Origin of the sequence: Parahoeflea alexandrii (assembly GCF_024105735.1) — a bacterium.
In the GTDB taxonomy this organism is placed as follows: domain Bacteria; phylum Pseudomonadota; class Alphaproteobacteria; order Rhizobiales; family Rhizobiaceae; genus Hoeflea; species Hoeflea alexandrii.
Genome location: NZ_JAAAML010000002.1, coordinates 850,862 through 869,218 on the forward strand (window position 1 = coordinate 850,862; position 18,357 = coordinate 869,218).

Below are 18,357 nucleotides of genomic sequence, written 5' to 3' on the forward strand. Positions count from 1 at the left end.
CGCCCGATTTTTTCCCTTCTCGCGCCAGCCAGAACGAACGCCTTGCCCTTCTGCTGCTGTCTGCAGTTGATCGGCAGCGCACGCGAAGACGCAAGGCGTCTGGCCCTTCAAGGGGGTCCGATTGGTTCGCGCAGAGCGAAAAGTCCGCGATGTTTACGCCGCGAAACGCGAAGCGTCGGCGCCGTAGTGATTGATGTAACGGCCGTTGATCTGCTTGACCGGCAGGATCACCAGCACATCGGTGGTGCCGAAGGCGCTATCGACGACGGCTTCGTGAGAGACCAGCGCCCCGATCCTGAGATAGCCCTTGATCAGCGGCGGCATCGCGGTGAGCGCTGCGCGGGGATTGATCGCTTCGACGGGCATCATGTCCGTTGACAGGCCACGGCCGGCGATCGCGCTCACTTTCCAGTCCGCATCGGCTGCGCAGCTGTGATTGAGAAACGACAGCGCCAGCGCATGCGCATGGGGACGGTCGCCGGGGAACGAGGCGCACCCGAACATCACGTCAATGCCATGGGCAAGCGCATAGGCCCAGTTGCCCTGCCACAGCGCTTCAAGCGTCCGGCGGGTGCGGTATTCGCGCAGCACGCAGGATCTGCCAAGCTCGAGAAAGCGCTTGCCGGGGTTGCGCGCGGCCAGATCCATCACATCGTACTCGCTTTGCGAGTAGAAACCGTCATGGCGCGCTGCGACCTCCTGCCGGAGCAGCCGGTAGGTCCCGACGATCTGTTCCTCGACGGCACCGGCAAGGGCCGTGTCGAGCACCAGGAGATGATCGCAATAACGGTCGATCGTGTCGAAATCCCGCTTCTGCCGCATGGCGTCTTCGGGAAGTTTTGCCCCCATCTCCTCGACGAACACCCTGTAGCGCAACACCTGTGCGGCCTCGATCTCGCTCCGCGTTGCGGCCAGCCGGACTTCCAGCGAACCGATACGGCCAAGCACCCGGCTTGCCGGCTCGTAGCCGGCGAGGGGGGCCGGGAATGGATGAGAAACAGACCGGTTCAATTGCGTTTCCATGGGTAATCTCCCGCTTGGTGATGCCGGGTATCAACCATGATTCTGCGACATCCGAGTGACATTTGCCATCCCGCATGTGGTAATTTGGAGGTCATACTGTGTTCCGGCAAGGCCGATGCGATGAAAACCCTTGCTGACCTTCAAGTGGAGACTTGTCTGCGAGACGGACCTTAGCCCGCAGCGCGCACTCTCTTGCCGGCGGTCATGGTCACAAGCTGCAGCAGCCACTCCGGATCGACCGGTTTTTCCGCATGTCCATCAGCTCCAGCGGCAAGCAGGTCGTCCCGGGTCGACGCCTGTCCGTCGGCCGTCAGCACGATGATCGGCAGACGGGCGAGGTGGCCCGCGGCTTCCTCCGCGCGGATCTGTTCGATGGCGCTGCGTCCATCGAGTTCCGGCATGGACAGGTCGGTGATGACGAGGTCGTAGCCGGCGGAGCCGCCGGGGCGTTCCATCGCCTGGGTTACCAGGTCGCGTCCGTTGACCACGACAGTCACGCGGTGGCCCTGACGCGCGAGATTGGTGCGCACGACCAGCGCGTTGACCGGATCGTCCTCGGCAAGAAGGATATCGAGGGTCGGGTTGTCGGACGACCGCTCCAGCATCACCGGCCTGGGCTTGCCGCACAACCGGTCGCGATCCTCACGGTCGTCGCGGCGGGTCAGCACATTGATCAGCGAGTCCCGCCGGACCGGACGAACCAGCCAGGCATTGGCGCCATGGCCGGAATGACTTTCCAGATCGCGGCTGTCTTCCGGCGCGATCACCAGAGTACGGGCGATGTCGTTGGGAAGTTCGATCGGCGCCGATGCCAGAAGGCTATCCGCGCGATCGGCGAACCGGCGATCGATGACGATGTCGCTGATCTGGGCGCCGGAGCGGCACAGCCGGGTCAGCGCTGCAATCATGCTTTCGGCGTCGTCGGCAGTCTCGGCGATTCCGCCAAGATCCCGGATCGTCCACAGCAGGGCTGTCGAGACCGGACCGCGTGGTGCGATCAACAGCACGGCACGGTCGGCCAGCGGGCCACGAACCGGAGCGCCGTTCTCCGGCACCGCCAGTTCCCTCACCGGCACGGTGAAACGGAAAGCGCTGCCTTGCCCCGGCGTCGAGGCCACGCCGATCTCACCGCCCAGCGCCTCGACGATGCGCGCGGAAATGGACAGCCCAAGACCGGCGCCGCCATGCTTGCGGGTCGGACCGTTGCTGGCCCGTTCGAACTCACCAAAAATCCGCGCCTGATCGGAGTCCTTCAGTCCCGGTCCGGTGTCGGACACGATGAACGCAAGCTGGCCGTCTTCACGCGTCACTTCGATCAGCACGCCGCCGGTTTCGGTAAACTTTATGGCGTTGCCGACCAGGTTGAACAGCACCTGTCGCAGCCTGCCGATGTCGGAGGTGATCCGCCGCGGCGCTTCCGGTGCGATGTGAACCGCAATCTCGATGCCTTTCTCGTGGGCGCGCGAGGCCATCAGTTCCGACACGCCGTTGACCAGGTCTTCGAGACTGCCTTCCTCGTGCCGAAGGTGCAGGCGGCCGGCCTCGATCGAGGTTACATCGAGCAGATCCTCGATCAGCGACAAGAGCGCCATGCCGGATTCGCTTGCGGTTTTCAGATAGCTTGCCTGTTCGGGCGTTGTCTGGGTCTGCTCGAGCAGGTGGGTCATGCCCAGAATGCCGTTGAGCGGCGTGCGGATCTCATGGCTGACGGTTGCCAGGAAACGCGATTTGGCATGGTTGGCGGCTTCCGCTCTTTCCCGTGCATCGACCAGTTCGGCTTCGGTGCGCCTTGCCTCGGTGATGTTGCGACCGATGCATTGCCGGGTCAGTGTGCCGGATACGGGATCGCGGGCCGTGGTCTCGTGCCAGGACCAGATGGTCTGCTCCGGCCCTTCGCCGAGCAGCAGTTCGAGAGGGCCTTGGCCGCTGGAATCGACCGGTTCGACCCCGGCCATGGCGAGCGTCAGGCCGACCGGATTGTCAAATCCCGTCGCGGTCCTGAAAGTCTCGTTTGCATAGACGATCTGGCCGTTCAGGCTGCAAATGACCACCATGTCGCCTAGCGCATCAAACAGCCCGGCGAGCTGGTTGGAAAATTCGCCCAGTTCCCACTTGCGGTCACTCTCATGTTCCTGAAACCGGTTGGCGACCGGTTTCGCACGGGCCGGGTTTGTCGCTGCGGAGATGTTGAAGGACCGTCGCAACAAGGGCATGGCCGCGAAAACCGCGATCCCGGCCACCGAGGCAAGCAGCACAGCGGGCGCGTTGAAGGCCACCGAGGCTGCGGTGGCGCCCAGCGCGGCTGCAACCGCGAACAACGGTCGCGATGCCGGGGTATCCGGGATCTCCGGCGAGCGCCGTTCGCTGTCAACGACAATGTCGGGAACTGGTTGCCGGTGTGCCAGGTCGATGTGCGGCGCGCTAGAATGCGCCGCAACCTGTTCGCTCAGGGCGCGCTGGAGGGTTTCTTGCAGTCGGAGCGGTTCTGTCATCATGGGCCCGTGATAGCACGGGCCCCGTGAGCAAAGACTTCAGCGAAACCGTCAAATTTTAGAGATTGCGCATTAGCTCTTCTTCATGTCGACGACCACGCGTCCACGGATTTTGCCGTCTATGATCGAATGCGCCGCATCGACGATGCCGTTAAAGCCGATCTCGGTCGACAGCGCCTCGAGTTTGCCCATGTCCAGATCCTTGACCAGGCGCGACCAGGCTTCCTGCCTGAGCGCCAGCGGAGCCATCACCGAATCGATGCCGAGCAGCGAAACGCCGCGCAGGATGAACGGCGCTACCGATGTGGGCAGGTCCATGCCCTGTGCCAGGCCACAGGCAGTCACCGCGCCGCCGTAAGAGGTCATCGACAGAACGTTTGCCAGCGTGTGGCTGCCCACCGCGTCAACCGCACCGGCCCAGCGTTCCTTGTTGAGCGGCTTGGCCGGGCCGGAGAGTTCGTCGCGATGGATGACCTCGGAGGCGCCGAGGCTCTTGAGGAACTCGGCTTCCTCGGTGCGTCCGGTCGAGGCGATGACCTCGTAGCCGAGCTTGCCCAGCACCGCGATCGCAACCGTGCCGACGCCGCCATTGGCGCCGGTGACCACCACCGGGCCGCGTCCGGGCGTGATGCCATGGCGTTCAAGCGCCATCACCGACAGCATGGCGGTGTAGCCGGCGGTGCCGATCGCCATCGCCGAGCGGCCATCCATGCCCTCGGGCATCGGGATCAGCCAGTCGCCCTTCAGCCGGGCATAAGCCGCATAGGCGCCGGTGTGCACCTCGCCGACGCCAAAGCCGTTGAGGATCACCTTGTCGCCGGCCTTGAAACGCTCGTTCTCGGAACTGACCACCGTACCGGCACAGTCGATGCCCGGCACCATTGGCCAGCGCCGCACCACCGGTCCCTTGCCGGTGATGGCGAGGCCATCCTTGTAGTTGACCGTGGTCCATTCGACCTCGACGACCACGTCGCCTTCCATCAGGTCATCAAGGCCGAGTTCGGTCACATTGACCGACATCACCTTGTTTTCGTCGCGGGTGAGCAGAATGCCCTTGAAACGGTCTTGCATGGAAGCTCCTCTCATGTGTTGGCCCAGACTGGCCCGCCCCGATCCCAAGATCAAGGGTGGCGGCGCCGGGTCGGATCTCAGGTTCGGTTCTTGCGCTCGCGGAGTGTGGCGATCACTTCATCAAGCACGATCAGCCCTGCACCGATGCTGATGAAGCTGTCGGCAAGATTGAACACGGCAAACGACCAGCTTTCGGTATGAAACAGGATGTAGTCGACCACGTGGCCATAGACGGCCCGGTCAATCAGGTTGCCGAGCGCTCCGCCGATGATCAGCGCAAAACCCAGATGCGCGATGCCGCGGTCCGAAGGCGTCCGCCACCAAAGGTAAAGCACGAAGACGATCACCACAGCTGTCAGCGCCAGCAGGCCTGAATCGGGCAGCCCCTTGAGCAGCGAAAACGCGATTCCCTCATTCCAGGTCCGGTAGAGCGCGAACATGGGGATCACCGGTACCAGCTCGTGAAACGGCAGGCGTGTTTCAACCAGCCACTTGATCAGCTGATCCAGCGCCACGGCGCCGGTCACCAGCGACAGCATCGGCACGATCCGGCTCAGCGCCGACGGTTTCTTCACGCTCCCGCTCATGCGCTGGGCTCGTCAAGCTCGAGCAGGTGCCTGCGCGCCTCGAACAGCATGACGCCGGTGGCGATCGCCAGGTTGAGCGAGTCCGCCCGGCCGGTCTGCGGGATGCGCGCCAGCTTGCCACAGGCTGTGGCCAGGGTATCGGGCAGGCCCTGCTGCTCGTTGCCCATCAAGAGCACCACCGGCTGGTCCTTGTAGCCGATCGTCCGGTAGTCGACGCTGCCCTTGAGGTGGCTGCCGACCACAAGCGCGGACGATTTTTTCGACCAGCTCAGGAACTCGGCTTCGCTGGCCCGCACCAGAGGAACTGCAAAAACCGATCCCATTGTGGCGCGCACCGTTTCCATCGAGAACGGATCGACGGTCTCGCCGATCAGGATCACGCCGGAGGCGCCCGCCGCGTCGGCGGTGCGGATAATGGTGCCGAGATTGCCCGGGTCGCGGACCCGGTCGAGCGCGATCCATGTGTCGTCCTTTGCCGGCGAAATGCCCGCAAGCGGTGCCAGTTTCTGGTCGAAAACGGCAATCACCGCCTGCGGATTGTCGCGCCGCGTGATCGCGGTCAGTACTTTCTCGCTCACTTCCAGCACCAGGCCGCCACGCGCCACCGTCAGCGCCGCGATCTTCTCCACCTGTGGCTTGCCGCGCTGCGCCTTGGCGTAGATCAGCGTCCGGATCGACCAGCCCAGATCGATCGCGTCGATCACCAGCTTTAGCCCCTCGGCGAGAAAGGTGCCGGTCTCGTCGCGGTGCTTCTTCATCGACAGCGCGCGGATGTCCTTGACGATCGGATTGGAAAGGCTGGTGATGTCCTTCACCTGTCCCACCCGAGCCGCACCACTCCGTGGAGTTTCGTGATCGCTCATTGGGGCAGCCACCTTGAAAAAAGCGATGTCGACAGCGCCCGGCACTCGTCCGCCTCCGGCTTGCCGCTCTCGCGGATGATCAGTTCGCCCGACTCCACCCGGCCGCCGGCGCCGCGCATGGTTTCGCGCAGCAACTCGTGTGTGGCGTAGAACGAGGCCCGGATCGAGTACGCCGTCAGCACCAGGCCCACCGGCTTGTCGCTCAACAGTTCGCGGCAGATGTCGAGCATCAGCGGCAGATGCTCGAACAGCTGCCAGACTTCGCCATTCGGTCCCCGTCCGAATTTCGGAGGATCGGTCAGAATGATGTCGTAGCGGTTGCCGCGGCGTTCTTCGCGGGCGATGAACTTCATCGCGTCCTCGCAGATCCAGCGGATCGGCTTGTCCTCGAGCCGGGCCAGCGCCTGGTTCTCCCGCGCCCAGCCGATCGCCTTCTTCGAGGCATCGACATGGGTGACTTCGGCTCCGGCCTTGGCCGCCACCAGCGAGGCGACCCCGGTATAACCAAACAGATTGAGCACTTTCAGAGGCCGCCTGGAGTCCGTGATCCTGTCCGCCATCCAGCGCCAGTGGGCGATCTGCTCGGGAAACACCCCGACATGGCGGAACGAAGTCAGCCGGCCGTGAAAGTCGACCCCGAGCAGCTTCATCGGCCAGGTTTCGCCGAGCGGGACATTGGGAAATGCCCAGCGGCCGATGCCGTCCTCGTCGGTGTCGCCGGTAAACACCGCGTCCGCCTTGGTCCATTCCGAATCCGGCAGCCCGCGGCTCCACAGCGCCTGCGCTTCCGGGCGGACGATCCTGAGGCTGCCATATTGTTCGAGCTTCTCGCCCTGGCCGGCCTCGTTCAGCCCCATGTCGAGCAGCTGGTAGCCGTCCTCGTTGCCGGTTTCCAGGATCAGCGGCGCGGTCTGGCTTGGCAGTGCGCCCTGCCGCTTGATCAATGGTCTAATCGGCGCTTGCTGTTGAACATCCCCGCGCTTGTCGGGCGCGGGCCTGTCAGCGGGCTTCCGGTCCGGCCGCGCGCGCGGGGCCGTACGGGCGCCTGCAGCAGCCGGCTTTGGACCCGACACACCGTCCCTCGGGCCGTCGCTCCGTTTGTCATCACGGGGCTTGCCGCCGCCCGGTCCGCCAGCCTTCGACCTGGCGGCGGCCTTCGGTCTGGCATCACCGGGTCTGGAAGAACTGCCGCGTCGTGGCTTTTGGGTGCGCTTGTCGGCCAAGGTCCGGAATGTCCAGTCTGCGAATGGGGTCAGGGCACAGGCGATGCCATGACCGGCGATTTCATGAGGGTTTGGACATAGCAACCCGATATGGACTTGGCAAAGCCGTTTTCGCTTTGCATAGATAGGGCAGCATTCAGGGAGGAATATGTCCGATGGAAATGAACGGCGAAGAACGCATTGCCGCCCCGCGTCAACTGGTCTGGGAAGCGCTCAATGATCCTGACGTGCTGCGTGAGTGTATCCCGGGCTGCGAAAGCCTGGAAAAGAGCTCCGACACCGAGATGTCGGCGGCCGTCAGGATCAAGATCGGCCCGGTCTCGGCCAGATTTACCGGCGATGTGACGCTTGAAAACATCAACGCGCCGGAAAGCTACACAATCTCCGGCGAAGGCAAGGGCGGCATCGCCGGCTTCGCCAAGGGTGGCGCCGACGTCAAGCTCGTCGAGGACGGTGCGGAAACCGTGCTCACCTACGATGTGAAGGCCCAGGTCGGCGGCAAGCTCGCCCAGCTCGGCTCCCGCCTGATCGACTCCACTTCGAAGAAACTGGCTGGCCAGTTCTTCACCAAATTCAACGAAGTGGTGAGTGCGAAGGCTGCAGGGGCGTGAGGGGGGCGGTTGCCGCCGCGCGGCACCGCAGGGAAATCGCCGACGCGCGCTAGGCCCGACGGTCGAGCACTCGCTTTTTGATGCGGCTCAGTCCGACCGGGGTGACGCCCAGATAACGCGCGATCTCGTTCTGGGTGACGCGCTCGAACAGCTGGGGCGTTGCCTGAAGCAGCCGCCGGTATCGTTCCTCCGCGGAAAGACACAAAAGCTCATATTCGCGCATTTCCTTCTTCATGCCGAAGCCCAGCAGGAAGTCCACTGTCTCGGCCGACAGTTCCGCATCCGAGCGGATTGCGGCGGAAAGTTCGGTAAAACTGAACCGGATCAGTTCCGAGGGTTCCAGGCATATCAGGCTGAAGGTGCAGCTCCCGCCGCCATGGCAGGATGCCAGGCTGCCGATGACATCGCCCTGCAGAATGAAGGACTTGATGTTCTCCTTCCCGTCGCCTGAGAGATAATAGGCCTTCAGCAGGCCACGGCTCACCAGGAACAGGGATGAGACCTCGTCGCCCTGCCGAAACAGATGCTCGCCGGTGTCCCTTTCAAGGTGGCGGCCATTGGCGGCGATGAAGTCGGCAATTTTCATCCGTGTTATCCCGGGTTAATTCCAGAGCGCGGTCGCAAGCCTAGTTTCCACGAAAAGTGACGTGGAAAACAGGTAATCAGCATGAACCTTCACGACAAACATATTGTTATCACCGGCGCGGCCTCGGGCCTTGGACTGGAGTTGCTGCGCCAGCTTCAACCCGGCAACCGCCTCTCGGTCATCGCTCGACCTTCCGCGGGATTGGAGGCATTGCGTCGGGCGTTCCCGAATGTTGACATCTATGAAGCCGATTTTGCCGACCTCGGCTCCGTTGAGCGTGCTGCCGATGCGCTGGCGAAATCCGCCGGGACGATCGACGTGCTGATCAACAATGCGGCTGTGCAGTATACCCCCCGCTTTACCGATTCGGATTTCCGCTACGAAACCATCCGGCGCGAGATCGATGTCAATTTCGCTTCCATCTGCACCCTCGTTCATCTTCTGTTGCCAAGCCTGATGCAGTCGGGCGCCGGAATGATCGTGAACATCAATTCCGGTCTGGCGCTGGCGCCGAAGGCCGGTTCGGCGATCTATTGCGCCACCAAGGCTGCCTTGAACATCTTCTCGCAGTCGCTGTCCTATCAGCTTGAGGACACGAATGTTGCGGTCAGGCAGGTCTTCCTTCCTCTGGTCGATACCGCGATGACCAACGGGCGCGGCGGCGGAAAGCTGCCCCCCGACAGGGTTGCCACAACGATCATCACCGGGCTCGCATCGGATCGCACCACCATCGACGTCGGCAGGGTAAAGGCCCTGCGGATCCTCCTGCGCATAGCCCCGGGCCTTGCCGCCAAGATCATGAAAAGGGGATAAGCGATGAGATCTCTTCTCAAAGTCATGTTGACCCTCGGCTCTATCTTCGCCCTTACATTCATTGTCGGGCGGCTGCTCGGCATTCTCACGGTCGACAACGTACGGCTCTGGCTGGAATGGGCCCAGTCCGTGGATCCTGTCTGGGTCATCAGCATTGTGGTGCTGTTGCTTTACGCGGATCTCTTTGTCGCTGTGCCGACATTGACCATAACGATCCTGGCCGGGTTCTTCGTGGGTTTTCCGGCAGGCGCAGCGGCGGCGTTCGCCGGCATGTCTCTGGCGGCGTTTTCCGGGTTCTGGATCAGCCGTATGTGGGGTGAAGGCGCCATCGCGCTGCTGATCAGGGATCCCGACGAGCGCCGATCGCTCGCTTGTTCCTTCCAGCAAAGCGGACCGGTCATGATCATGCTGTCGCGGGCCGTTCCGATAGTGCCTGAGGTGACCGCCTGCATCGCGGGAGCCACCGGGATGCGGTTTGCCCGCTACTGCATGTTCTATGCGGTAGGCACCCTTCCTTACGTGCTGATCGCCAGCTATGCCGGCTCGATCAGCTCGATTGAAAGCCCGCAACCGGCAATCTATGCAGTTCTGCTGCTCAATGTCGTCCTTTGGGGTGGCTGGTTCTTGTTTCGCCGTCGAACAAAGCGATCGCGTGAGGTCGCCTAGGCGAGAGACGCACTGGGGGGAGGGGGCAATCCGGCGGGGGGCTTGTCGCCGGGAGGAAGATGTGTGCTGGCTGCGCCTTGTGTGGGGTTCGTCCCAAGGTGGCCGGATGGTCCGCTACTGCCTCAGGCAGCGTCGCGCTTGTCGGGTGCGGGCAGGGCGGCGGCGATCTGCTGGGCCTTGGCCTTCTGGCGGTCGGCTTCCGTATGCCACTTCACCGCTTCATTGGCCTGAACCCGCGCCTGCTTGCGGTGCTTGCCTTGCTTGAACCAGGTTGCCAGCGATCCGAGGATCATGCCGGTGATCAGGGCAAGAAACAGAAACACGAAGAACGGCAGGGTGACCGAAAGCACCGTGTCCGTTGGATCGAACGGATTGAGCGCCAGCGTCACGGCGGTGCGGTTGGCAACCGACAGCATGATGAGAACGATGCCCAATGGAACCAAGATGGCCAGTGCGATGATGCGCTTGATCATGTTTCGATCCTGTCTTGTCCTTGATCCACGCGGCTAGACCGCCTTTTTGTCGAGGCCGAAAACCGCTCAGCCTCGATCCTGCAGATAGGGCCGCACCGCGGATCGCGCAAGCTCAGTCCTTGTCGTCCGGATTGAGCCGCTCGCGCAACTCCTTGCCGGTCTTGAAGAACGGCACCCATTTTTCCTCGACGAACACCGGATCGCCCGTGCGCGGGTTGCGTCCCGAGCGTGGCGGACGGTTCTTCACCGAAAAGGCCCCGAACCCGCGCAGTTCGACGCGGTTGCCATCGGACAGAGCCTCGGTGATCTCGTCCAGCACGGCATTGACGATATTCTCGACATCACGGTGATAGAGGTGCGGGTTTCGCGCCGCAACCGCTTGAACCAACTCCGATTTGATCATGTTTCCTCGCCCCTACTCGACACGCTCCGACTGGGAGCCAACCTGCCAAACAGACACAAGGCCGTCAAGGAACAACTTGCCACCCGACAGGCGGTCGATTTCATCGGAAAGCGATGCCGGCAGGCCGGTCAGTTGACGCAGAATGCTCGCCACGCCTGCTCCGAGCAACAGGTTTTCGCTTTCGCTGGCAGGTTCCCAGTCGACAAACTCGAGCGTATCGTCGATATCGCGGCTTTTGAGATAGGCGCGGATTTCGGCTTCGCCCCCCAGCGCGTCGACGAGGCCGTTGGCCAGCGCCTGGCGTCCGGTGAAAATCGAGCCGTCGGCCAGCGTCAGAACTTGTGAACGTTCCATCTCGCGGCGCGCGGCCACCAGATCGACGAACCAGTCATAGCTGTCGAGCACCATCGAGCGGATCATCGCCTTGGCTTCTTCGCTCGCTTCGTGGAATGGGGACGGCTCGGCCTTAAGCGGCGAGGATTTGATCTCCTCGAGCCTGACTCCGATCTTGTCGAGCAGATCCTGTGCCTGCGCATACTGGAAGATCACCCCGATCGAGCCGACGATCGAGCTTTCGCCGGCCACGATATGGTCGGTGGAGGCCGCGACCATGTAGCCTGCCGATGCGGCCAGCGTGTGGATGTCGGCAACCACCGGCTTTGATTTGCCGGCTTCGACCAGCGCCTTGTGAATGCGCTCGCCGCCATAGGTGGTGCCGCCCGGTGAGGAGATCGAAACCACCAGCGCCTTTGCCGCCTCGTTCTCGGTGGCGTCCTCGATCAGGTCGAGCAGCCGCTGGTCGTCGGTGATCACCCCGCTGATATCGATGCGGGCGATATGGTCGCTGTTCCGGCCCGAACCCTGGAAACGCGCGAACAGGCCGGCCACCAGCGCAATCGCCACGACAACGGTCATGAACCGCCAGAAGCTCAGCTTGCGCCGGATCCGGCGGCGGTCTGCAAGAATGTTCGGGTCAGTCACGCGTGTTCCTCCCAAAACGGGCAGTTACTGCACCATGCAGTGGTTTACAGTCTTGCAGCGGCGTGCGCTTGATCAAACGCACGCCGCTGCAGGTTCGGCATCGGCCGCTATCGCCTATTTAAGGCAGCAAGCCGGCAGGGCCAGAGCATTTTGCCTGTGCCCGATATCCGCTATGGTTTTGCCATTGTCGCCAAGGCGTGGCAATCTGCGTCGACTGCTTCGCAAAATCACCATATTGGCATGTGAAACCAACCGCAACCGACACTTGGCGCCACAGCCGGACTGAAAATCTGACCTTGCCGCATCCGAGTGCAGATCGGCGCCGAAAGCCATCAAGACCGCAGGACCGAATGACAACATCGTCAGTCTCAGGGATGCCCAACAGCGGCAGTTATGCCGGGCGGTCTCATGCCGAATACAAGCGCGCGCTGGCCCATTCCCGGCTGGTCAGATTGTTCAAGATCCTGCTGCCGCTGTCGGCGGCTCTTGTAATCCTCGCCTTCATTCTCGTCTCCTGGGTCGATGGCCTGGTGCCGGAGGGCGTCGGCATCGAATCGGTGGTGATCCGCGATGGAAAGCTCGTCATGCAGAACCCGGTGATGAGCGGCGAGGGGCCCGGTGCACGGCCCTACACCATGCGCGCCGCCCGCGCGGTGCAGGACCTGACCTCGCCCGACGTCATCGTGCTCGAGGAGATTCTTGCCGATCTTCCGGTGTCGAACGGCGACCAGGCGGTGCTCAATGCCGTCAGCGGTACCTACAATCGCACCGCTCAAACCATGATGTTCGACAAGCCCTTTACCGTGACCAGTGAAAACGGCTTTTCGGCGGAGCTGCAATCGGCGAACATTGATCTTGCCAGCGGCGGACTGAGCTCGGATGCGCCGGTCTCGATCAGTTCGGGGGAGGCCTCCGTGGTTGCGCAATCCATGCAGATGACAGATAAGGGCCGCGTCATCATCTTTCAGGACAAGGTCCGCATGACGATCAACCCATCGGCCATCAAGCCGACGGATGGAGCGAAGAACTGACATGGCAAGAACGCCTTTGCATATCTTGAGGGTTGCTGCGGTCGTTTTCGCCGCCGTCCTGCTTGCGCCTGCCGCCCAGGCCCAGACGACCGAAAGCCGGATGTCGGGCCTCGCCCTTTCGGGCGACGAGCCGATCCAGATCGAAAGCGACCTGCTCAAGATCAACGAGGAAACCAGCCAGGCCACCTTCACCGGCAACGTCAAGGTGGTGCAGGGTGATACCGTGCTGCAGGCGGGCGAGATGATCGTCAACTACACCAATGACGGTGGTTCGGTATCCTCCGGTACGGCTGATATCCGCGAGATCGAACTCTACAAGAAGGTGCTGATCCGCTCGGGCACCCAGACGGCCACCGCCGATGCAGGTAATTTCAACATGGCCGACGAGATCCTGGTGCTCACGGGCGAGAAGGTCGTGCTCACCGACGCCGAAAACGTCTTCATTGGCTGCAAGCTGACCGTGCAGATGAAGAATGGCCAGGCTAAGCTCGACAGCTGCGGCCGCCGGGTGATGATCCAGCTTGACCCCAAATCGCGACCCAAACAGTGATTCGCGGCCTGTTCTCGAAGCGAGTTAACGAGAGTGTGATCGGGAGCGGCGAGGAGCCCCCCGCCGCCAGCGCACGTTATGACGGTACACTGATTGCCCGCAATCTGACCAAGTCCTACAAGTCGCGCCGCGTGGTCGACGGTGTTTCTCTGGGTGTGCGCCGCGGCGAGGCGGTGGGTCTTCTCGGCCCGAACGGCGCCGGCAAGACCACCTGTTTCTACATGATCACCGGGCTGGTGCCGGTCGATGCCGGCTCGATCGAGATCGACGGCCATGATGTCTCAAGCCTGCCGATGTACCGCCGCGCCCGCCTCGGCGTCGGCTACCTGCCGCAGGAAGCCTCGATCTTCCGCGGACTGAGTGTCGAGGCCAATATCCGCGCCGTGCTCGAAGTGGTGGAAAAGGACCGCGCCAAGCGCGAGCACAAGCTCGACAGCCTGCTCGAGGAATTCCATATCTCGCATCTGCGCAAGTCCCCCTCGATTGCACTGTCCGGCGGTGAACGGCGCCGGCTGGAAATCGCCCGCGCGCTCGCTTCCGATCCGACGTTCATGCTGCTCGATGAACCCTTTGCCGGCGTCGATCCGATCGCCGTTTCCGACATTCAGGACCTGGTGCGCCACCTCACCCGGCGCGGCATCGGTGTTTTGATCACCGATCACAATGTGCGTGAGACGCTTGGCCTGATTGACCGGGCCTACATCATGAATGCGGGCGTGCTCCTGACCCATGGCCGTCCCTCTGATATTGTCGCCAATCCCGATGTGCGACGGCTCTATCTCGGCGAACAATTCTCCCTCTGACTTGGTGGAGCCTTGTGCCGGGCTTCCGGACGATGGATTTGCTGCATTCCGGGGCCGGCGGGAGGCATTTTTACCCTGTCCATAGGTCGCACTTGACCCGAAGGGAGAAAAAAGCAATTTTCGGGCCAGATGGGTCGAAGGGGCGTCGATGGAGGCGTCCCGAATCCGGACAGAAGGAAGGCGGCGGTGCCGTTTTTGTTCTGGCGGCGGCCCGAGCGGGGAGTAGTGCGTCGCCATGGCCTTGTCAGCCGGTCTTCAACTGCGTCAGAGCCAATCACTGGTCATGACGCCACAACTGATGCAGTCGATCCGTCTGCTGCAATTCAGTCATGTCGAGCTGACCCGATTCATCGAACAGGAAGTCGAGCGCAACCCGCTGCTTGAACTGGTCAGTTCCGAAAACGATCAGCCCGATAGTGTCTCCGAAGCTGCAGAACCGGCCAAGCCGCAGGTGGCGGAAGGCGATCCGGGAGAGGATGCCACCTGGGCTGGAAATGCCGATTCCCAGGCGGAGCGGATGACCTCGGAAATCGACGCGCGCTATGAAAATGTCTTTCCCGACGATCATGGCACCGAACGAGTGGATCAGCCCGAATTCATCGACAACTGGAAATCGATGCCCGGCAGCGATGGCGGTCGGTCGGGTGAAGGCTACGATCTTGATGATTTTGCCGCCAGGGCGCCGACCTTGCGCGATCATGTCGCCGAACAGATCGCCTTCGCCTTTGCCGAGCCCGCCGAGCGTCTGATCGCCACCGAGCTTGCCGACCAGCTTGATGCTGCCGGCTACATGGTCGGAGACATGGCGGAAACCGTTGAGCGGCTGAGCGCCGATCCGGAGCAGGTCGACGGCGTGCTGGCCCGGCTTCAGGAGTTCGAGCCCGCCGGCCTGTTTGCCCGCTCCCTGTCCGAGTGTCTCGCCCTGCAGCTCGCCCGCAAGGACCGGCTGGATCCGGCAATGGCGGCCCTGGTCAACAATCTCGAACTGCTGGCGCGCCGTGACTTTGCCGCGCTGACCCGGATTTGCGGTGTCGACGAGGAAGATCTGCTCGACATGATGGCCGAGATCCGGGCGCTCGATCCCAAGCCGGGCACCCGGTTCGAGACCGGTTCGAGCGAGATGATTGTGCCGGATGTTTCGGTCCGCCCCTCCTCTGATGGAGGATGGAACGTCGAACTCAACCCGGACACGCTGCCTCGGGTGCTCGTCAACCAGACCTATTTCACCACCGTCACCGGCAAGATGCCAAAAGATGCCGCCGGACATGATTTTCTCGGTGAGTGCCTGCAGACCGCCAACTGGCTGGCACGGTCGCTTGACCAGAGGGCCCGCACGATCATGAAGGTGGCCTCCGAAATCGTCCGTCAGCAGGATGCATTTCTGCTCCATGGCGTTGATCACCTGCGGCCGCTCAATCTCAAGGCGGTGGCCGAGGCCATCGGCATGCATGAATCCACCGTCAGCCGGGTGACCTCCAACAAGTACATGATCACGCCGCGCGGCGTTTTCGAGCTGAAATACTTCTTCACCGTCTCCATCGCTTCGGCGCAGGCCGGCGGCGACGCGCATTCTGCCGAATCAGTGCGTCACCGGATCCGTGTGCTGGTTGATCAGGAAGCCCCTGAAGCGGTGCTGTCCGATGATGATCTCGTTGACCTGCTCAAGAAGGCAGGGATCGAGATTGCCCGGCGAACGGTGGCCAAGTACCGCGAAGCCATGGCCATTCCCTCGTCGGTGCAGCGGCGTCGCGAAAAACGGGCGAGGGCCCGCGCGGCGGCGGTTTGATCCGCGGCCGTCAATGGCTTGAATTTGTTTTCGATTTAAGCAAAAGCCGTGCCAAACTTGACAGTCTGGCAACATCGGCGTAGAAGCCGCTCCGCATTGGGTGGCGTGTTTTGACCGCGCGCCTCGAGCCGGTACTGTCAAGCGAAAAATTGCATGGACCGGACCATTTGACCGCCGTCGGACGCTTGGATGAGCGCGGCGCATGGCTTAGACTAAATTCCCAAGTCATAACAAGAAGGGATGACCCATGAGCGTGCGAGTGTCGGGTAAGCATATGGAAATCGGCGAGTCGTTCATGACCCGCATTGAGGACCATGTCACAGGTGCGGTTCGGAAGTACTACGACGGTGGCTTTTCGAGCCATGTGATCGTGGAAAAGTCGGGGTCGCGTTTCAAGGCTGATTGCAAGATCCATCTCGACACCGGTGTCGTGCTGCACGCCACTGGGGAGGCCCAGGATCCGCAGCCGGCTTTCGACGCTGCAGCGGAACGCGTGGAAAAGCGCCTTCGCCGCTACAAGCGCCGTCTCAAGGATCATCACGCCAACAATCATCAGGCTCAGGCGGAGCTGGCCTATGCGGTTGTGGACTCGGCCAATGACGATGCCGTTGAAGTGCCTGAGGACTATGCCCCGGCGATTATCGCCGAAAGCACCAAGCAACTGGTGACGATGAGCGTGGCCAATGCTGTTATGGCTCTGGACATGACGGACGAACGGATCCTCATGTTCCGCAATGCGGGCAATGATGCCCTTAACGTCGTGTATCGCCGCGATGATGGAAATATCGGCTGGATAGACGCAGGCGGGGTCAGGTCCTGACGGCGTTGGCTGATATGATATAAGGCAGGCAGGCTGGCGCCCGATGGAACCGGCGGCGGCCTGCAGCCGTTCACATGATGCGAACAATGAGGTCCGGAAAGCGGACCCGGAACAAGGAATTTATTATGGCGCTTGCTGATCTGATTGCGCAGAACTCTGTTCTGCCAGCGCTCAAGGCAAACTCCAAGAAACAGCTGTTGCAGGAACTGGCAGCCAAAGCCTCGGAAGTCACCGGACTTGCCGAGCGCGAGGTGTTTGACGTCATTCTGCAGCGTGAGCGGCTCGGCTCCACCGGCGTTGGCAACGGTATTGCCATCCCGCACGGCAAGTTGGCCTCTCTTGACAAGATTGTCGGCGTGTTCGCGCGCCTCGACCAGCCCGTCGATTTCGAGGCGCTGGACGATCAGCCCGTCGACCTGGTGTTTCTGCTGCTGGCGCCCGAGGGGGCAGGAGCCGATCATCTCAAGGCACTCTCGCGGATCGCCCGTGTCATGCGCGACAGCGAGATGGTGGCCAAGTTGCGCGCCACCGACAACGCCGCGTCGCTGCATGCCTTCCTGACCGAGGAGCCGGAATCCAACGCCGCCTGAGGGCGCGTGCGTTCTGAAGGCTGCCGACAGCGCAAGCACCAATCTTCAAATTGACCACAGTGAAAAGCCCGGAAATCCAAAGGATTTTCGGGCTTCAATTTTTGCGCATCCAGGTTTTGGCCGATGGGCCTGGAGCGATTCCAGCCGAAGATGACTGACTTTAGTGCAGGGCGACTGTCTTGAGTTCGTCTTCGGCGGCGCGGTAGAAGGTGCTCGACCGGTTGTCGGTCAACAGGATCGGCGTACCGTCGGCGCCGAACAGCGCCCAGAGTTCAAGGCCGGGGTCGAGCACCGGCGCTTCCGGAAAGCGGGCGCTGACGTCCTCGGAACGCATCTTGCGGATATAACCGATCTTGCCGGCGCCCAGCAGGGCCAGATCATTGGCGGACAATTGGGTCTTTCCCGATTTGGCAATCACGTCGATTTCCTCCTGTAGGTGGCAGGAAACATCCTGTTGGCTCGAACTCTAATCTTCAGTCTCGAACCGAAATGTTAATTTTTCGCACCATGCGCTCCGGTTCCGGTCGAATTAGATCGACGGAAAGCAATCCGTTCTTCAATTCGGCGCTGACGACCTGCATGCCATCGGCCAGCACGAACATGCGCTGGAATTGCCGCGCGGCGATGCCGCGGTGCAGGTATTCCCGGCCGTCATTGTCGGACTGGCGTCCACGGATGACGAGCTGGTTTTCTTCCGTCGTCACCTCCAGATCCTCGTCACAGAAGCCGGCAACGGCGAGTGTGATCCTCAGCCGCTCGGCCTTGCTTCCGTCGGCCGAGGCCCGGATTCGTTCAATATTGTAGGGCGGGTAGCCTTCAGAGCCCTTGGCGATCCGCTCCAGGGTCTTTTCCATCGTGTCAAAGCCCAGCAGCAGCGGGCTTGAAAAGGGCGTCATGCGAGACATGGCTTGTCCTCGTTTTCAAGCGACAGGCGCCAGACCCTCGATCGGCATCCGGCATGCAGGTAATATGGGAACTTCATTCC

Annotated in this window: 21 protein-coding genes; 9 read left to right on the forward strand and 12 right to left on the reverse strand. The window is 62.1% G+C overall.

Going from position 1 to position 18,357, the window contains the following annotated elements; genetic code table 11:
- Nucleotides 1–153: 153 nt before the first annotated feature.
- The 6 genes from olsB to GTW23_RS13660 all read right to left on the reverse strand — a co-directional run bounded on the left by olsB (nt 154) and on the right by GTW23_RS13660 (nt 7,259).
- Nucleotides 154–1,023: a l-ornithine N(alpha)-acyltransferase gene (olsB, locus tag GTW23_RS13635; RefSeq protein ID WP_152010680.1), complete on the reverse strand. Its 870-nt coding sequence runs from the start codon at nt 1,021–1,023 to the stop codon at nt 154–156.
- Nucleotides 1,024–1,193: 170 nt separating this feature from the next.
- A complete protein-coding gene (locus GTW23_RS13640) occupies nt 1,194–3,515 on the reverse strand; it encodes an ATP-binding protein (protein WP_252916160.1) in 2,322 nt (773 codons plus the stop codon).
- Nucleotides 3,516–3,587: 72 nt separating this feature from the next.
- Nucleotides 3,588–4,586: an acrylyl-CoA reductase (NADPH) gene (acuI, locus tag GTW23_RS13645; protein WP_290128958.1), complete on the reverse strand. Its 999-nt coding sequence runs from the start codon at nt 4,584–4,586 to the stop codon at nt 3,588–3,590.
- A gap of 77 nt (nt 4,587–4,663) precedes the next feature.
- Entirely contained in the window at nt 4,664–5,125 is a 462-nt protein-coding gene (gene lspA / locus GTW23_RS13650; RefSeq protein WP_425494113.1) for a signal peptidase II, read from the reverse strand.
- Nucleotides 5,126–5,169: 44 nt separating this feature from the next.
- On the reverse strand, nt 5,170–6,036 hold the full coding sequence (locus tag GTW23_RS13655) for a TrmH family RNA methyltransferase (protein ID WP_252916161.1): 867 nt from the start codon (nt 6,034–6,036) through the stop codon (nt 5,170–5,172).
- On the reverse strand, nt 6,033–7,259 hold the full coding sequence (locus tag GTW23_RS13660) for a class I SAM-dependent methyltransferase (RefSeq protein ID WP_252916162.1): 1,227 nt from the start codon (nt 7,257–7,259) through the stop codon (nt 6,033–6,035). Before GTW23_RS13660 ends, GTW23_RS13655 begins: the two co-directional genes overlap by 4 nt.
- A 155-nt stretch (nt 7,260–7,414) precedes the next feature.
- Between GTW23_RS13660 and GTW23_RS13665 the strand changes: the two genes are divergently transcribed.
- Nucleotides 7,415–7,870, forward strand: coding sequence for an SRPBCC family protein (locus GTW23_RS13665; protein ID WP_252916163.1), 456 nt, complete (start codon nt 7,415–7,417; stop codon nt 7,868–7,870).
- A gap of 49 nt (nt 7,871–7,919) precedes the next feature.
- Here GTW23_RS13665 and GTW23_RS13670 read toward each other — a convergent pair whose 3' ends face one another.
- A complete protein-coding gene (locus GTW23_RS13670; protein WP_252916164.1) occupies nt 7,920–8,456 on the reverse strand; it encodes a Crp/Fnr family transcriptional regulator in 537 nt (178 codons plus the stop codon).
- A gap of 81 nt (nt 8,457–8,537) precedes the next feature.
- Here GTW23_RS13670 and GTW23_RS13675 point away from each other — a divergent pair, with 81 nt between their 5' ends.
- Nucleotides 8,538–9,269 carry an SDR family oxidoreductase gene (locus tag GTW23_RS13675; RefSeq protein WP_252916165.1) on the forward strand — a complete coding sequence of 244 codons (732 nt, stop codon included), beginning with the start codon at nt 8,538–8,540 and terminating at the stop codon, nt 9,267–9,269.
- A gap of 3 nt (nt 9,270–9,272) precedes the next feature.
- Nucleotides 9,273–9,935, forward strand: coding sequence for a VTT domain-containing protein (locus tag GTW23_RS13680; RefSeq protein ID WP_252916166.1), 663 nt, complete (start codon nt 9,273–9,275; stop codon nt 9,933–9,935).
- A 122-nt stretch (nt 9,936–10,057) separates the two neighbouring features.
- Here the strand turns inward: GTW23_RS13680 and GTW23_RS13685 are convergent, their stop codons facing one another.
- The 3 genes from GTW23_RS13685 to sppA form a co-directional block, all read right to left on the reverse strand.
- Entirely contained in the window at nt 10,058–10,408 is a 351-nt protein-coding gene (locus GTW23_RS13685; protein ID WP_152010670.1) for a DUF1049 domain-containing protein, read from the reverse strand.
- Between the two features lie 112 nt (nt 10,409–10,520).
- A complete protein-coding gene (locus GTW23_RS13690) occupies nt 10,521–10,811 on the reverse strand; it encodes an integration host factor subunit beta (protein WP_152010669.1) in 291 nt (96 codons plus the stop codon).
- Nucleotides 10,812–10,823: 12 nt separating this feature from the next.
- Entirely contained in the window at nt 10,824–11,792 is a 969-nt protein-coding gene (gene sppA, locus GTW23_RS13695) for a signal peptide peptidase SppA (RefSeq protein WP_244615298.1), read from the reverse strand.
- A 350-nt stretch (nt 11,793–12,142) separates the two neighbouring features.
- Here sppA and lptC point away from each other — a divergent pair, with 350 nt between their 5' ends.
- The 6 genes from lptC to ptsN all read left to right on the forward strand — a co-directional run bounded on the left by lptC (nt 12,143) and on the right by ptsN (nt 17,372).
- The gene (gene lptC / locus GTW23_RS13700) at nt 12,143–12,823 is read left to right on the forward strand and encodes an LPS export ABC transporter periplasmic protein LptC (protein ID WP_152010668.1); all 681 of its coding nucleotides are present in this window, start codon (nt 12,143–12,145) and stop codon (nt 12,821–12,823) included.
- A gap of 1 nt (nt 12,824) precedes the next feature.
- Complete coding sequence (locus GTW23_RS13705) at nt 12,825–13,373, forward strand: LptA/OstA family protein (RefSeq protein ID WP_152010667.1); 549 nt, start codon at nt 12,825–12,827, stop codon at nt 13,371–13,373.
- A 35-nt stretch (nt 13,374–13,408) separates the two neighbouring features.
- A complete protein-coding gene (lptB, locus tag GTW23_RS13710) occupies nt 13,409–14,176 on the forward strand; it encodes an LPS export ABC transporter ATP-binding protein (protein WP_244615297.1) in 768 nt (255 codons plus the stop codon).
- 235 nt (nt 14,177–14,411) lie between these two features.
- The gene (gene rpoN, locus GTW23_RS13715; RefSeq protein ID WP_252916167.1) at nt 14,412–15,962 is read left to right on the forward strand and encodes an RNA polymerase factor sigma-54; all 1,551 of its coding nucleotides are present in this window, start codon (nt 14,412–14,414) and stop codon (nt 15,960–15,962) included.
- A 247-nt stretch (nt 15,963–16,209) separates the two neighbouring features.
- A complete protein-coding gene (gene hpf / locus GTW23_RS13720) occupies nt 16,210–16,782 on the forward strand; it encodes a ribosome hibernation-promoting factor, HPF/YfiA family (protein WP_152010665.1) in 573 nt (190 codons plus the stop codon).
- A gap of 125 nt (nt 16,783–16,907) precedes the next feature.
- Entirely contained in the window at nt 16,908–17,372 is a 465-nt protein-coding gene (ptsN, locus tag GTW23_RS13725; protein ID WP_152010664.1) for a PTS IIA-like nitrogen regulatory protein PtsN, read from the forward strand.
- Nucleotides 17,373–17,532: 160 nt separating this feature from the next.
- On the opposite strand, the gene GTW23_RS13730 is transcribed toward ptsN, so the two are convergent.
- Together GTW23_RS13730 and GTW23_RS13735 are read right to left on the reverse strand one after the other, a co-directional pair.
- Nucleotides 17,533–17,790, reverse strand: a complete 258-nt coding sequence (locus GTW23_RS13730; protein ID WP_152010663.1) for a BQ00720 family protein — start codon at nt 17,788–17,790, stop codon at nt 17,533–17,535.
- Between the two features lie 55 nt (nt 17,791–17,845).
- Nucleotides 17,846–18,277, reverse strand: coding sequence for an Hsp20 family protein (locus GTW23_RS13735; protein WP_152010662.1), 432 nt, complete (start codon nt 18,275–18,277; stop codon nt 17,846–17,848).
- Nucleotides 18,278–18,357: the final 80 nt, after the last annotated feature.